We start from the raw sequence: 16,070 nt of genomic DNA on the forward strand, positions 1-16,070 counted from the left end.
TATTCTCTTTATTTCACATCAAAATAGGCTGTTCCCCGAATGACCTTACCCTCTTTTGTCAGTCCTTCTATGGTGACTTGATACTCTCCCGTAATGTCTGAGGTGCGGAAAGGTATGGATATAGAGGTGTTTCCGCCGGTATTTACGTTTGGTTCCCATAATAATGTGTGACGGAAATCCGGAATACGTTTGGTTTCTGCTTGTGCAGGGACATAAAAAAGCCGTTTAGCCTGTGTCCCTTCGTAATCGAAGAACTGTGTTGTCTCATCCAGTTTTAATCCCGGATAATCGTTATTATAGGAATACATAGCTACGACGCCTTCAAAAAGATCCTCCCCGAAGACATATTTCCCTCGATAGACATCGATCTTTTTTAGCAATAAAGGATCATAGCTAAAAATGAAATCATGATCTAAAATAGGTATGCCGTCTAATACCAGTAAAGAACGCAGGGAGGTATAACCCGTTTTGTCGTCCGTCAGTACGGCCAATGACCGTTTATTGTTACTTCTCCGGATAGTTACCCCCTGTATAAATTCGATAATCACCTCTTCCATAGTGGTAAACCGGGTGTATTCATCCAACAGATATGACTTCTCTATATTCCATTGAAAATGCGAAAAAGAGTGCTCTATACGCCCCCGTGAATCGGGGGTAAATGTATACTGAGCCTGGAGTCCCACACTGCGTTGTAAGAGTTGTTCCTCCCATTTGGGGTTCATAATAAATGGGGGAAGTGTCTTCTCGGTATGCGTTTCAAAAGGCGATTGAATATCGACCCGGTACTTTTTACCAATCAGGTTATATGTGGATGTCGCAATTTCGTGTGTGCCGGAATTCCGGTTGGTATAGAAAGAGACTTCCGCATTGTCATTCACCTGTCCGTTGTACAGGCGGATTTGGTCTCCGACAAATCCCAGGAATGAAGGTACCTTAAATCCCGGAGGGGTTTGAGGCGAATCGATATCCACCAGCTTACCCTGAATGATATGTCCTTCGTATTCGGGAGCAAAAGCATTCTGGAGCGGTTTCTGAGGTAATTCAGCCAACGATTTATTCCATTGATTGATTGTTATGATATTGGGAGGCAGAACAAAGTCTTTACCTGCAACAGAGAGCGAGAGTGAGTGTATATTTTCAGGTATACCTTGGATGAGTAGTTGCCCTTGACTGCGTGTAGGCAAAGTGCGGCTATCGGTTGTAACGGTAATCGTATTTTCCAAAGCAGAAGGCATTTCTGAGAACAGTAATGTGTCTGTTTGCAACGCTTCATCATTCCGGAATGTATTGATAATACTTATGGGTCGTTGAAAATAGATCGCTTCCCCTTCGTTACGCATATACCGTGTATAAGCGATCAATCGGTAGAAGCCGGTGGATAAAGAGGGTGGTAATTCCATCCATCCCTCACCGATACCGTTGTTGATCTCCACTTTTGCCTGAATATGCGGGTCTGTTTCATCGACCAACTCAACATATCCCACCTTACTGAAATCTAAAGGGATCCCTTCGGCATCCGTCAGGTAAAGTTTCATCCAGAGTAGTTCTCCGGCCAGATAAAGCTGCTTGTCGGTCTGTAGGTATATACGTTCACGAATCTCTTGCGCCGATAGATTTCCCACCTGAAGTAAAATAGCCAGTATGAAGGCTATCCCTTTATTGATCAATTGCTTTTTCATAGGGTCAATCGTTAGAATTTAATATTATAAGAGACAAACGGGATCGGTACCCCGAAAATAGCCATTTTATACCCTTTGACTTTACCCTCTTCTGAGATATAATAGACCGAATACGCATTCTTCCTTCCTGTGACATTATATACACCAAAAGAGATCGAACTATGTGTTAATAACGTTAAGTGATGGCTGGGTTCGATATTAAACGAAACATCCATCCGGAAAAAGTCCGGTATCCGGTATTGGTTCCTGTCGGAGAAATAGACATACTCTCCTCCGGCGTAACTATATTTGGATACAGGCAATGTGATCGGTCGTCCCGTACTGTAATCACAATTCACGGAAAAGCTAAACCGGTGGGTAAATTTATAGTTTCCTACCAGTTTAATATCATGCGGTTTGTCGTAATCCGCCGGATACCAGTCACCTTTATTGACTGGATTGGAGATGCGACTGTCTTCCTGGCGTAACTCTGTTTTAGAGTAGGTATAACTCAACCAGCCATTTAATTTACCTTGTGTCTTTTTAAGCATAAACTCAACCCCGTAAGCCCTGCCTTTTGTGGCCAACACATCCGTTTCGATGTGGTGATTCATCAATAGTTCCGCTCCGGCACGATAATCCAGATAATCCTCCATGGTTTTATAATACCCTTCCACCGAAGCCTCAATGGTATTGTTGGCCAGATTCTTATAAAGACCCAAAGCAAACTGGGAGCCGGTCTGTGGTTTAATGTTGGTATCACTCAGTTTCCAGGTATCGGTGGGCGACATAATGGTGGTGTTGGATAATTTATGAATATTCTGTCGCATGGTGTTATAACCCGCCTTGATGGAGAAACCATCCAGAAACTCATAACGCGCCGACAGCCGGAATTCAGGCCCGTGATAGGTTTTGAAAGCACCACTGCCGACAGAATCGGTATCCGTAATCGTCTCTAAAGAAGGTAGATATTCGTTCGCATATACATTGTATGTCCTGGGGCCCATGGCGTTGAACAGGGAATAGCGCATACCGGCATCGACAGAAAAGTGAGGTGTAATATCCCAACGGTAACCGAGGTATGCCGCCGCTTCCATCGCCTTCTCTTTTTGCATCAGGTCGGGCACTACCAGTGACTCATCCCCGCGAGGCTGATACTTGCCCGGGTTCAGGTTGTAATACAATCCGCTAACTCCAAAATCCAATGTGTGTTTATCCTGGAGGTACCAGCTGAAATCCGCTTTTCCGTAATATTGCTCTATACCGAAAGAGAGGCTGTAGGCTTCTGCTGCAATATCATCATTTTTCGTGTTGTAATCATAATGGTCGTATCCGGCCGTAAAAGCACTGGTCAATCTCGGATTAAAGATATGGCGCCATTTGATAGACGCATTGGCATTCTGATACGAATAACGTTCCCCCTCATTGAAACTGAACCGGTCGCGGCTGAAATACCCATTAATATACAGATTATTGTACTCGTCGAACTTATGACCAATCGTTGCATTCAGATCATAGAACCCGGCATTTCCATCTTTATACCCACTCTTTTCGGGCAGTTGTTTCAGTATCCAGTCCGAATAGGTCGTTCGTCCGCCGACAATGAAAGAGGTTTTGTCCTTAATGATTGGGCCTTCCAGGGTGATCCGGCTTGTCAATAACCCGATGCTTACCGCCCCGTTGAACTCCTTCTTATTCCCTTCCCGCGTATTGATATCCAATACAGAAGAGATACGTCCACCGTATTTGGCGGGAATACTGCTTTTATACAACTCCATATCTTTGACCAGATCGGGGTTAAATGCCGAGAAAAAGCCGAAAAGATGGGTCGGATTATAGATGGTACCGTCATTAAACAAGATCAGATTCTGATCGGTTGATCCTCCCCGCACATTGAACCCGCTCGATGCTTCTCCGACCGATTTGACTCCGGGCAACGACAGAACGGCTTTGATCACATCCACCTCTCCAAAGGCTGTAGGGATATTCTTAATGTCCTGTATCTTTAAACGTTCGATTCCGATAGTTGTACTCCGTACATTCTCGACCTTTTCGGAAGAGATCGTCACCTCTTTCAAGGAGTAAACCTGTTCCTCCAGTTCGATATCCAATTTGCCGGCCGAATGAAGAACTATCTGCCGGCGCGTATCTTTCAGTCCGATCCCCCGGATATGCAACTCCTGGCGGCCAACCGGCAGTTGAATGGTATAATACCCAAAAGCATCTGTTGTGACCCCGATCATCGGCTCTTCGATAAACAACGTAGCGCCAACCACCGGTTCGCCTGTTCTGAAGTCGGTCACGATACCGTTCAGATTCACCCGTCCGGTAGCCGCCGCAGATTGATCCCCGATTTCATACACCTTGCTCTCCGATGAGGCTTTACCCTCGCGCCGACCCAGTGATAATAAAAAACCGGTCGTATCGTATCCCCCTTTTCCCGATGAAATCGCTTCTTCGAAATAACCCTCGGGCAGGGAGGTGATGAGTGCGATATTTTCGGTAATGAACAAATTGTGTTTATACTGCGACACTTTCAACAGCGATCCCTGTAAAAGCTGCTCCAGAATGACGAACGGCTCTTCATTGGTCGCACTGACGGAAACAAACAATGAATCCGAATCTTCCGGAAGGCAAAAGATGCGATAAGCAGTTTGTGCTTCGATGGTATCAAAGACTCTGGATAGCGGTACAGAATCTAACTGTAAACTTATTTTTTCCTGCGCCAACAGTAGCGTCGTCGGAAAAGCCAATAACAATATCAGTAGTTGGAATAGTCTTTTCATAACTGCCGGATAAGTGTTTCATAATGTTTGGAAACAGCAACAATCGCATGTTCCGTTGCATGTTTAAAATCCAGATGCTGCTCTTTGATAAACTGGTTCAGCTCCTTTTTGTGGCTGTTAAACAATTTAAGTACCGACCCTTTACTACTGACCGGATGGTATTGCCCGTCTTTATACACATAATACCTAACCCTTTTATTGAAAAGGACATTGATCGCCATATCCGTAATCTGCTCATCCAGAAAAGCCGTCTCTCTTCGTATCACGGCATGCCTCCCTTGGTATAGAATGAAAAAATACCCTTCAGGCAGACTGTTCTCTTTTACGCGATACCCGTTGTAAAACAGTATATTCGAATTCAATGTCGCATAATCTAGGCGATCGCGTGGGATAATGACATGGAAACGTCGGTTGGGAGCTGTCACGACCAACTCCTCGCGATGCACATTCAGACGCATCAACACATCCGGATACACCACCCCGTCAAACGACAAGTCGCCATGAAGATATTGATCTGACGGAAAATATGGGTGATTGCGCACATAAGCCGGGTAACCCAGTTCCTCTTTCCCTGAGTAAATGACAGCGTGGTTATTCGCCAACGTCAAGTAAGACATCACCCGACTCTTCGAGGCGGCTGGCAAGGAAGCTATGTCGGAAATCTGTGAGAATGCTTGCCAGCCACTTAGCAAACACAAGCTAATTATTAATGGTAATTTCATATGTACACAGATTAGAAAGAACGCAATGTAAGGAAAAAAAGTAAAATAATATTCTTTTTGTCTTTTTTTTATGCAATTACACCTTATGGTTATTTCAGGTGAGCATTATGTCAATTTTTGACTTTGATGGTCTGTATTGATAGAGGCATCTTTTGCATATTGGCGAATAAGATCTTAACTTCTGGCCTGGAGAGGAGTCCAGGTAGTACTGGTCGCAACATGTTGCATCTTCACCTTTTCTTCCATTTGAAGCTTATTTTTGCAATTTACATCAACAGGTATACTCTTTGTTTTTTTGCGAGAAAATCCCGTTAGGGATTCATATGCGTAACCGCGGGTGTAATGCAGTAAACCCGTGGTTGTTGAAAATACTCCATACTAATCAACGCCGAAGGTGTTGAATTATTCAATCTGGAATCTATAGAGTTATTCAACACCTTCGGCGTTGTACTGATTAGATCTGTTCTGTATCCCCCTGTGGCTCATTTTATTTCGCTCACAGGGGGTTACGCATATGAATTCCTACGGAATTTTGGCTGAGTCCTATCTTCAAGTATTCTTCATTTAACTCCTGTCATTCTCTCGAATGATTATTCGGGTAACGGATTCTCTATGAATAGGTTATAAATCTTCTCTTGAAACAATTGATATGTTATTCATCTTCTCTCTGACCGGTATCAGTTAAGGGCTTATAATAACGTAGCGTATACTCCGGTAATAATTCGGGATGGAAGATCCGGACAAAATCTTTCAACAGATAGTCGGGGTGGATTGGAAATTCTTCATAATAAGGGGTGTTTCCTGTGTTACAACCGAACACATTCCGGTTTTTAAATGCGTCGAAATCTTCATAAGGAATGTATTCCTTTCGTAGATCTGTATAGGAAATATCTTCCGGATGGTTGTATTTCAACAACCAATAATCAGCATGAATCGCTTTGTCAAAAACAAATTCAAAAGCTAACGGCGTACTGCCTGCTCCCGGTAAATCATGAAAAAGATAGTCGGCTCCGGCATCGCGGAAAAGGTGGGCGATATAACTGTCTCCTGCCGGTACATACCAAGAGGATCCGAAACGTTTTTCTGCAACAACCGAGGGGCGGGAAGTGACCGCTGTTGTCAGCTTCTTTAATGCGAGATAACGTTTTTCTGTCGCAGCAAAGAGTGAGTCGGCAAGCGCCTCCTTATCCAACAGGAGCCCATAAAATTTAATCCACTCGGTTCGACCCAGCGGTAATGATTCCATATAATCAGCTCCTTCTATAATCGGTATACCTATTTTCTCCACAGCGCCATAGTTGCTGTTTTGAAAAGGGGAAGCGATCACTATTTCAGCACCGACATCAATCATTTTTTCTACATTGGGCGAAGTCGCTTCTCCCAAGTCGACGATGCTTCCTTGTTTTAACCCTTCCTGAACAAGGGGGGTATCCATGTAACGCGGTTCGCAAACGCCGATAATCTGATCAGCACTTTGCAAAAGGTCAATAATGGCTACATGTACCGAGGTGTAGACGGCTATTTTCTGTATAGGTGTACGAACGATCGTACCTTTAGGTAAGTTGGCTGGCAACTCTTTTGCTTTGTCAATTAACAGATACCGTTGAAGCAACTGTCCGTTTTCCCAAGGGTCGTGTACTTCTACGGCCGTATATTCCTCATACCGATCGATTGTGATGCCTCGTGCATAACGAATGGTATCTGAAGAAACCTCTTCGGCAACGGGAGATTTACCCGATGGTCCGCAAGAGACCATCAGGTAAATAGAAACAACTATTAGGGCAGAAAATAGTTTCATTTTAGTAGGCAAATATCATCGATTTGGCTTCATATCCTTTGGTGTCGATATCTCCTTTCTCCAGTTTCCCATCTGCGGCGAAAATATATAAAGAACTTGTGCTACCCCAGTCGGAATTTGTAATAAAGATCTTCCCGGACTGCTCATCTACAGCAATTGCATTTGGTGATGAAAGGACTGAAGTGTCTTCAATAAAGCTTTCAGAAAGGACTTCTTCTGTCAGTACATTGTATTTTCTGTATTTGATCTCGGGTTCACCCCATTGTGCATAAATGGTGTACAGCTCGTCATTGACTAATGTCATTTTTGAAGCATTGTCGATAATTGTGACATCATTCGTTTTTGCATCAATACGTTGTAATGTGTTTTTCACATCTCCGTAATCACCCATGGAGATCACATAGATATCACCTTGGCTATCCGAAAGGATACTTACAGGATTAATCAATACTTCAATTTCTTTTTCAACCTCCAATGTTCCGGCGTCGATCACCGATACGGTCTTTCCATAGTTGGGGTAATCATTCCCTCCCGAATTGGCTACATATATTTTTCCATTTGCGACGGTTAACTTTTCCGGATAACGTCCGACTTTTACTTGTTTTTCAATTTGAAGTGTCGCCGTATCCAGTACAGCAACAGCATGTCCGTAGAAGTAAGAGATATAGACTTTTCCGTTATCGGCAACTATCCCACGCGGATTGACCGGCTCTTCGCCCTCTTTCGGTTCAATACTCTTAATGAGTTTGCCCTCTCGGTCGAGAACGACAATACGGTTAGAGGTTGTCACCGTTGCATAGATTTTAGAACCGTACATCAATATTTGCTCGGCAGAATCACCCAGTCCGCTGCCGTTGGCCGTCTGGTAGATATGACCGGTCATCTCTCCGGTATTGAAATCATAAAAACTGATGGATGCATTGTTCTCATTCCAGTTACCGCCGTTCAACAGATACATTCCGTATGGGAGCGGAACGGGATTTTCTACAATATAATCTTCGATGGCTAAGCTGGCGATGTTTTCAGATTCGACTTCTCCTTTTTTGGTGATTACAAATAGATAAGGCTGGTAAACGGTTCCTTCCGGAATTTCAAAAGTCGATTTTCCAGCTTCCACCTCACCTAATTTCGTCCCTTTCTCAGTACTGTTATCACTACTGTAAATCACATATCCGGTAATATAACCTTCCGGGGACGGATTTGTCCAGGTTAATGTTCCACTGATAAAACCTTTCGCTTTGTCTTCATCCGCAAAAAACATTTCTGTGACAATCGGATCTCCACTGTTATCTTTTACAGTTATACTGGCCGCATTAGCAGACTCACCCGTTGCGTTATATGCAACGACTAAAAGATACGTATTCATCGCAGTTCCGGCAGGAATATCAAAACTGTTTTTCCCTTTGCTGACAGCTCCCAGCTTGGCGCTTCTGTCCGTTACGTTTTCACTGAGATAGATGTTATACCCTGAAATATTGTCTTCATTGGTTGGATTTGTCCAGGACAATGTACCTCCGATTTTTAATGGATCCATATCGGTATCATTAAAAGTCAGGTTTTCTACTTTTTCGGCAGGTGCGAAAACTTCATCTTTATCATCATCTTTACAAGACGTGAATGGTAGGGCGAATGCACAAACCAGGAATGCGTAAACTAATTTTTTCATTTTCATAATGCTATTAATAATGTAGAGTACATATGTGAGTTATTTAATCGTTTTTCTTCAATCAACGGACGACTTTTTTGATCGGTTTACATCTGTTTTTTGTTAGAGGTACCTCTAAATTATTTTAGACGTACCTCTAAATCGATTTAGACGTACCTCTGAATTGTTTTAGACGTACCTCTAACAAAAAAGTGTGCTGCATGTAAATTGTTTTTAGTCATAATCAATCAAAAAAGAGATCCAAATGGTGTTTATTTATTAATATGTATACCTTACGGTTGCCCTGAAAGAGCGTCCCGGCATGGGATAATACCGGATAATGTCGTAAGTGACATCTCCGATATTCACGATTTCAGCTTGTAATCGCAAGGATGAATGTTTAAATGTAACTGTCTTGTTGAACGATAGTTGTTGTTCGATATATCCCTCAATGAGATTGGCCTCCAGATTCTGGGGCAGTGCGTAGCGATCTCCCATAGCGGTCAGGAGCCAGCTGATGTTTATCCATGGATTTTCCACGGAGAGCGATACTGTGCCCGAATGTTCGGGGGTATAGGGCAATTGATGTTTATAGGTTTTAGCCTCTTTCTTGGTTACATCGATGGCTTTCTGCCAGGTGTATGAAACGTCTGTTTGCAGGTAAATAGCCAAAGGCAAGCTGAACCGGGCAGAGATATTGGCATCGATCCCTTTGATCTTTACCTTTCCCATATTCATCATTTTCCAGATAAACATGGTGGGGATAGCCACAATTTTATCCTTTACCGTATTGTAGTATCCGTCGGTGGTGATACTCAGGTAGTCTAATCCGACAGCCGGAAAAGCGCTGCTCCAGGTCATTCCAAGGTTGTATTGCCGGGTCTTTTCGGGATTCAGATTACGGTTCCCCAAGCGGTCATAGTAGAGGTCGTTGAATGTTGGAACACGAAATATATCTTTGTAGGAGGCTCTGATCCGTAAGTTCTCCCGACCGAACAGGCGATAAGAGAGGCTGACGGCTGGTGATAAGCGTTTGCGGTCGTCGGCAGCATCACCTGTCTCTACATGTTCGGAGGTAAATGTGCCTAATAGGCTGGCTGTAGCAGTCAACCGGCTGTTCTTATATTGGCCGGCTAAAGCCGTCAGCGAGGTATATCGTTCGGGGAAAACAGATTTGGGTGTTGTCGCATCGAGGGTGTTTTTGAAGAAATCTTCAGCCAGTGAGAATGACAGATTTTTTATCGGCTCATAAAACAGTGCGGCCGAACCATAATACTCTCTTTGGGTATACACATCGGTTTGTTTTCCATCGATATATTTGCTGTGAAAATCCTGATAGCGCGTCCATGAGTAATCGAATTTCCCTTGTGCCTTTATGGAGAAATAAGGATTGATACGGTTCGCATAGGTTGCTTGTGCAAAGGCGTTTTTGTTCTGAAGTCTTTCTTTGTGATAGTCGTTGTAAAGAATGACTGAGCCGGGAAGTCCGCGGCGTGAATCGAACCAATACCCTTTTAAACGAAGTTTTCCTCCTTTATCCCAGTCTGAGTGGAGGTTTAACTCTGTTCGCCAGGTTTTGATGTCGCTGTTTTTTCTTTTTTCTTCTGTTACGAGATCCCCATTGGTAAAGGTGTAGGGGTATTGCCCGTCTGCCTGTAACCAGTCGGCATGGAAGGAGGCGACATATTTCGCTGTTATCTGCTGTTCGTAGCGCAGGGTAGGGTTGACCAAACCGAAAGATCCTGCTTTGAGTTGAGTCAATACGTTGAATTTTTTAGCGGTGAAAACGGGAGTTTCGGTCTGGATACTTAATGCTCCGGCCGAAGCATACATACGGGCGGTTTGGAAAATATCATCTGTTTGTCCGATGGATAGGGAGATATTTTCGACATTGTCGAGTGAAAAACGACTGATGTCGACTTGTCCGCTTTGGGCGTCGGTAATGGTCACACCATCGTAACTGACGGCTGTATGTTGTGCCCCCAGGCTGCGAACCGAGACGGTTTTAAGCCCTCCGATACCGCCGTAATCTTTTACGGTGACACCCGAAAATCGCTTGACGGCTTCCGAGAGATCCTGAAGCCCTAAACGGTCTATCTCCGTGCGGTTGAGCCGCTGGAAAGGAGTTGCCTGACGTGTAACGGCAGGACGCATTTTTTCGACCACTTCCACGTCGGAAAGTGTACGATAAGTCGTTGTATCCCCCTGTTGAGCATAGGCAATCGTGATAGGAAACAACCATGCACAATAAAGGCATGCCCTTCTTAAAAACGAACGCAGCATAAGTTATCGGTTTATCAATCCCTTTACCCGAGGCATTGTATAATAAAATTAGGGCAGGTTTTCTGACTTGTTCTCCCTTTATCGGCCGCCTTCCCAACGGTTCAATGGCAATTGACAATGGATAATTGACAACTGTTTTTTGAACCTTTTAATTGTCAATTGTCGATTGTCAACTGTCAATTAATTGTCAGTGGCAACAAGATTTGCCGGGGTTTTAAGAACTTACAGCTACGGGTACAGTTCCGGATTTTCACCGGATTCCCTTTTACTAACTCTTCCAGAACAGGAATGAGTTACACCATAATTTTCCGCAAAGATAGTTGTTTTTTATAAAAAGCGGCAGCCTATTCTTTCTTTTTGAAAGAGCGGCTGCTTTTATTTATAGTTTGGCTTGTCGTTTCCGGTCGTTTTCGTCTAATAGGATTTTACGCATACGCATATAATTAGGTGTGATTTCGACATATTCGTCTACCTTTATATACTCTAAGGCATCCTCAAGACTGAATACAATAGGAGGTGCTAATGCAACTTTGTCGTCCGAACCGGAAGCGCGCATATTGGTTAGTTTTTTACTTTTAGTGACATTCACCACCAGATCGCCTTCTTTGGAGTGTTCTCCGACTACCTCTCCGGCATACACCTCTTCTCCCGGTGGGATAAAGAAACGACCGCGTGATTGAAGGTTGTTTAAGGCATAGGCAAAAGCTGTTCCGGTTTCCATCGCTATGATCGAACCGTTCATTCGTCTTTCGATTTCTCCTTTCCAGGGTTGATATTCCAGAAAGCGGTGAGCCATAATCGCTTCGCCGGCCGAGGCTGTGAGAACAGCATTGTTTAAGCCGATGATACCGCGTGAGGGGATAGTGAATTCCAGGTGGATCCGACCGTTCTTGTTCTCCATCATGGTCATTTCACCTTTACGTTTGGTGACCATGTCGATGATCCGGCTGGAACTCTCTTCCGGAAGATTTACCGTGAGTTGTTCGATCGGCTCGCATTTGACGCCGTCGATCTCTTTAATGATCACTTGTGGTTGTCCGACCTGTAGCTCGTATCCTTCCCGACGCATAGTTTCGATCAGTACGGATAAATGCAATACACCGCGGCCGTAGACCAACCAGGAGTCGGCAGAGTCTGTGGCAACAACTCGCAATGCCAGGTTCTTGTCTAACTCCTTTTGAAGCCGTTCATAGATATGACGGGAGGTGACGAATTTTCCGTCTTTACCAAAAAATGGCGAGTTGTTGATTGTGAATAACATCGACATGGTAGGTTCGTCGATCGCGATTGTCGGTAGCGGATCGGGATCATTGATGTCGCAAATCGTCTCTCCGATTTCGAATCCTTCAATACCGATGATGGCGCAAATATCACCAGATCTGACCGACTGAACTTTGGTGCGTCCTAAACCTTCAAAAACATTGATCTCTTTGATCCTTGATTTGACCATCGCGCCGTCGCGTTTACACAACATGATGTCTTGACCCTCTTTCAATTCTCCCCGGTGAACACGCCCTACAGCGATACGTCCTACATATTTCGAATAATCCAGTGAGGTGATCAATAGCTGTGAAGTCCCTTCCAAGACTTCAGGCTCAGGAATATATTCAATAATACCATCCAATAATGAAAAAATGTCTTGGGTCGGTTTATTCCAATCGTCAGACATCCATCCCTGTTTGGCTGATCCGTAAAAAGTGGGAAAATCGAGCTGGTTTTCTGTCGCATCCAAGCTGAACATCAGGTCAAAGACCATTTCCTGTACTTCCGAAGGGCGACAGTTGGGTTTGTCTACTTTATTTATAACTACCACCGGTTTGAGTCCCAGTTGGATCGCTTTCTGTAATACAAAGCGGGTTTGAGGCATAGGTCCTTCGAAAGCGTCTACCAGTAGTAGGCAACCGTCGGCCATATTTAAAACACGTTCGACTTCGCCGCCGAAATCGGCATGCCCCGGAGTATCGATGATATTGATCTTATACCCTTTATAATCGATGGATACATTTTTGGCCAGGATCGTGATCCCACGCTCTCGTTCCAAATCATTACTGTCAAGGAATTGGTCTAAATCGGCATTTTCATCCCGAAAAAGTTTGCCGGCTAATAACATCTTATCGACCAAAGTTGTTTTACCATGGTCTACGTGCGCAATAATTGCGATGTTTCTGATCTTTTGCATTGAAGACTAAATTTGTGGGCACAAAAGTACGACAATTTTATTAGAACTTTGTGGGTGTAAAACGGTAAAATAGAAAAAAGATCATCTCCGACACTTGTGATTCAAAAAATAATCCATATATTTGCAGCCGCTTAAATAACATAGTATTAATTTATTAAAGTAACAAAGAATCATGTATTTAGATTCAGCAAAAAAAGAAGAATTATTTGAAAAACACGGAAGAGCAAAGTCGGCAAAAGATACCGGTTCTCCGGAAAGCCAGATCGCTTTGTTTACATTCCGTATTGCTCATCTGACTGAGCATTTGAAAAAGAATCACAAAGATCACAGTACTGAAAGAGCTTTGAAAATGTTGGTAGGTAAACGTCGTCGCTTGTTGGATTATCTGACTAAAAAAGATATCAATCGCTACCGTGCTATCATCAAGGAACTTGGAATCAGAAAATAAGAGGTTCATAATAATCATTAAAAAGACTGCTTCAACTATCATATTGAAGCAGTCTTTTTGTTTTTAATGCATCTATATAATAGGTTCATATCCTTTTTCTTTTTTTTACAGAACCTATAACTTCAAACAGACAGCAACAAATGACAAACCTTACATATGCGTTTAATCTCCCTGTGCAGTTTAAACGTTACAAACAGAAGCGGATAAAGAGGCAACTGTTAAAGAAGTATAGCTATTTACTTCAGGATTCCAAACTACAGGAAGAGCAAAAAAAAGCGGATACACGGTTTCTTTATCCGATATGGGTATGCTGGTGGCAGGGGGAAGAAAAAATGCCTGAATTGGTAAAGGCGTGTTATCAATCACTACTTCAAGGAGCAAACGGGCATCCTGTTCATCTGATTACGAAAGAAAATTATACCGATTATATCACACTTCCATCCTATATCATGGAAAAGGTCGAAAGCGGAATGATCACATTGACTCATCTTTCGGATATCATACGTGTTTGTCTGATCTATACGCACGGTGGATTATGGATCGATTCGACGATACTGGTTACACAATCATTGCCTGAGTTTGATTCTTGCTTTTTTAGTATCAAACATAAAAAGAAGGGAGTCCATGTTTCGGATTATCGCTGGACCTCATTTCTCCTATATGGAGAAAAAGAGAATCTTTTGTGTTATTTTCTCCGATTATTTTTCTTTACTTATTGGGAGCGTGAGTGCAAATTGATCACCTACCTTATGATCGATTATGTCATATCAATTGCATATGATGCGATACCAGCTATAACGAAAATGATCGACGATGTTCCTTTTAATAATTTGCATCATAACGATCTTCGTTATCTGCTTAAAACCAATGAAGCCTATAATACACTTTTATTTCAAGAACTCTGTTCGGAAACTTATCTTCATAAACTAACTTGGAAAAGGGCGTTTGAGAAATACACCAAGAAGAATGAATGGACCTTTTATGAATACCTTATTGTACATTATTTGCATGAGGATGCAGAAGTGTAAAGTCAGATAAAAAAGAAAAAAGGACTACTCGCCCTTTCCTAAAACAATTAAAGGCTGTCTTCACAGACAACCCCTAACCAAATTTTGTTAACCTTAAATCTAATACTATTATGAAAAAACCACGATACAAAGATAGGCTTCCCAGATCCTTTTGTCAATACATTTCCGGCTAATAGATGTTAAGCAGGACGGCGTTTGCCGCTAAAAAATGTTACATAACATGAAACTAAGTATATTATAACAATAGTTCGTTAAAATTAAAGATCATTTCACCGATTTTGTATTTTTGTCATTCTCACTTTACTCAGAAAAGTATGCTTCTATGAAAAAGGTCATTTTATCCTATTTGATCAGTTGTAGTCTGATCGTTACAGCATATGCTGTTCCTCCCAAGAAACAGTCGTTGGTCTTAGGTGCCGAGCGGTTGGATGTACTTACGGAAATATTAAAGGACAAACGGGTTGGCTTAGTGGTGAATCAAACATCAATATTGGAAAATCAAAACATTCATCTATTGGACGCTTTATTGGACTTAAATGTTGCAGTAAAGAAAGTGTTTGCTCCCGAGCATGGTTTTCGGGGGACAGCAGAAGCAGGCGAAAAAATAGAAGACGGTCGCGATCAACGAACTGGTTTGCCGATCATCTCTATTTATGGCAAAAATGTCAAGCCTACCCCTGCTCAATTAGCAGATATAGATGTGTTGGTGTTTGATATACAGGATGTAGGCGCTCGTTTTTACACCTATATAAGTACCATGCATTATGTGATGGAGGCTTGTGCGGAAAATGATAAAATGTGTGTTGTCTTGGATCGTCCCAACCCGAATGACTTTATAGATGGTCCAGTATTGCAAAAAGGGTATGAATCCTTTGTCGGTATGCATCCTATTCCTCTTTTGCATGGCTTGACGGTGGGTGAGTTAGCTCAAATGATAAACGGCGAAGGTTGGTTGAAAAGCAAGCCTTCCAAATGTCAATTGCAGGTCGTAAAAATGGAAAACTGGGCACATGGTGATCCTTATTGGTTGCCTGTAAAGCCTTCTCCGAATCTGCCCAACGATCAGGCAATACGGCTTTATGCATCTCTCTGTCTTTTTGAAGCAACAACGATAAGTATTGGGCGAGGCACCTATTTCCCCTTTCAAGTTATTGGCTATCCGGACCAAAAATTTGGAACGTTTAGTTTTACACCAGTCTCTTTACCGGGCTTTGATGCCAATCCGCTTCAAAAAGAGAAGGAGTGTTTTGGTATTGATCTTCGCGAATACCCTTTTGAAGGTGGCTTTACATTGCGTTTTCTCTTAGATTTTTATGAAAAATCGGGTAGAGACGATCTCTTTTTCTTTGCCCGTCCGCAATGGTTTGACCAACTGTCGGGCACCAATGTGCTCCGTATGCAGCTTATCAGTGGCTTTTCCGAAGAAGAGATACGGGCGGCCTGGCAAGCAGATCTCGATCTCTATAAAGAGATGAGAAAGAAATACCTGTTGTATGCAGATTATGAAGAAGCCAATTAGTCGA

The 16,070-nt window shown here is 42.8% G+C and carries 10 protein-coding genes and 1 riboswitch; of the genes, 3 read left to right on the forward strand and 7 right to left on the reverse strand.

Annotated elements, in window-relative coordinates; genetic code table 11:
- Positions 1-8: 8 nt before the first annotated feature.
- The 7 genes from M2135_RS03080 to typA all read right to left on the reverse strand — a co-directional run bounded on the left by M2135_RS03080 (position 9) and on the right by typA (position 13,071).
- Entirely contained in the window at positions 9-1,679 is a 1,671-nt protein-coding gene (locus M2135_RS03080; protein WP_280747126.1) for a hypothetical protein, read from the reverse strand.
- A gap of 11 nt (positions 1,680-1,690) precedes the next feature.
- Positions 1,691-4,444, reverse strand: coding sequence for a TonB-dependent receptor (locus tag M2135_RS03085; protein ID WP_280747127.1), 2,754 nt, complete (start codon positions 4,442-4,444; stop codon positions 1,691-1,693).
- Entirely contained in the window at positions 4,441-5,166 is a 726-nt protein-coding gene (locus tag M2135_RS03090; RefSeq protein WP_280747128.1) for a hypothetical protein, read from the reverse strand. Before M2135_RS03090 ends, M2135_RS03085 begins: the two co-directional genes overlap by 4 nt.
- Positions 5,167-5,818: 652 nt before the next feature.
- Entirely contained in the window at positions 5,819-6,964 is a 1,146-nt protein-coding gene (locus M2135_RS03095) for an ABC transporter substrate-binding protein (protein WP_280747129.1), read from the reverse strand.
- A gap of 1 nt (position 6,965) precedes the next feature.
- The gene (locus tag M2135_RS03100; protein WP_280747130.1) at positions 6,966-8,630 is read right to left on the reverse strand and encodes a DUF5074 domain-containing protein; all 1,665 of its coding nucleotides are present in this window, start codon (positions 8,628-8,630) and stop codon (positions 6,966-6,968) included.
- 258 nt (positions 8,631-8,888) lie between these two features.
- Positions 8,889-10,892, reverse strand: a complete 2,004-nt coding sequence (locus tag M2135_RS03105; RefSeq protein WP_280747131.1) for a TonB-dependent receptor — start codon at positions 10,890-10,892, stop codon at positions 8,889-8,891.
- Between the two features lie 34 nt (positions 10,893-10,926).
- Positions 10,927-11,210: riboswitch (cobalamin riboswitch) on the reverse strand.
- A 61-nt stretch (positions 11,211-11,271) separates the two neighbouring features.
- Positions 11,272-13,071 (reverse strand): translational GTPase TypA, encoded by a 1,800-nt coding sequence (gene typA, locus M2135_RS03110; RefSeq protein WP_280747132.1) that lies wholly within the window; start codon positions 13,069-13,071, stop codon positions 11,272-11,274.
- A gap of 172 nt (positions 13,072-13,243) precedes the next feature.
- Here typA and rpsO point away from each other — a divergent pair, with 172 nt between their 5' ends.
- The 3 genes from rpsO to M2135_RS03125 all read left to right on the forward strand — a co-directional run bounded on the left by rpsO (position 13,244) and on the right by M2135_RS03125 (position 16,066).
- Complete coding sequence (gene rpsO, locus M2135_RS03115) at positions 13,244-13,519, forward strand: 30S ribosomal protein S15 (protein ID WP_280747133.1); 276 nt, start codon at positions 13,244-13,246, stop codon at positions 13,517-13,519.
- 140 nt (positions 13,520-13,659) lie between these two features.
- Complete coding sequence (locus tag M2135_RS03120; RefSeq protein WP_280747134.1) at positions 13,660-14,547, forward strand: capsular polysaccharide synthesis protein; 888 nt, start codon at positions 13,660-13,662, stop codon at positions 14,545-14,547.
- A gap of 322 nt (positions 14,548-14,869) precedes the next feature.
- The gene (locus M2135_RS03125; protein ID WP_280747135.1) at positions 14,870-16,066 is read left to right on the forward strand and encodes a DUF1343 domain-containing protein; all 1,197 of its coding nucleotides are present in this window, start codon (positions 14,870-14,872) and stop codon (positions 16,064-16,066) included.
- The last annotated feature ends 4 nt before the right edge of the window (positions 16,067-16,070 follow it).

The sequence above is a fragment of the Parabacteroides sp. PF5-9 genome, assembly GCF_029893105.1.
Taxonomy (GTDB): Bacteria; Bacteroidota; Bacteroidia; order Bacteroidales; family Tannerellaceae; genus JARXWG01.

Coding starts and splice junctions, on each gene's coding strand:
- M2135_RS03125 (WP_280747135.1), top strand. CDS start 14,870: ATGAAAAAGGTCATTTTATCCTATTTGATCAGTTGTAGTCTGATCGTT.
- M2135_RS03090 (WP_280747128.1), bottom strand. CDS start 5,166: ATGAAATTACCATTAATAATTAGCTTGTGTTTGCTAAGTGGCTGGCAA.
- M2135_RS03080 (WP_280747126.1), bottom strand. CDS start 1,679: ATGAAAAAGCAATTGATCAATAAAGGGATAGCCTTCATACTGGCTATT.
- M2135_RS03095 (WP_280747129.1), bottom strand. CDS start 6,964: ATGAAACTATTTTCTGCCCTAATAGTTGTTTCTATTTACCTGATGGTC.
- M2135_RS03100 (WP_280747130.1), bottom strand. CDS start 8,630: ATGAAAAAATTAGTTTACGCATTCCTGGTTTGTGCATTCGCCCTACCA.
- rpsO (WP_280747133.1), top strand. CDS start 13,244: ATGTATTTAGATTCAGCAAAAAAAGAAGAATTATTTGAAAAACACGGA.
- typA (WP_280747132.1), bottom strand. CDS start 13,071: ATGCAAAAGATCAGAAACATCGCAATTATTGCGCACGTAGACCATGGT.
- M2135_RS03105 (WP_280747131.1), bottom strand. CDS start 10,892: ATGCTGCGTTCGTTTTTAAGAAGGGCATGCCTTTATTGTGCATGGTTG.
- M2135_RS03120 (WP_280747134.1), top strand. CDS start 13,660: ATGACAAACCTTACATATGCGTTTAATCTCCCTGTGCAGTTTAAACGT.
- M2135_RS03085 (WP_280747127.1), bottom strand. CDS start 4,444: ATGAAAAGACTATTCCAACTACTGATATTGTTATTGGCTTTTCCGACG.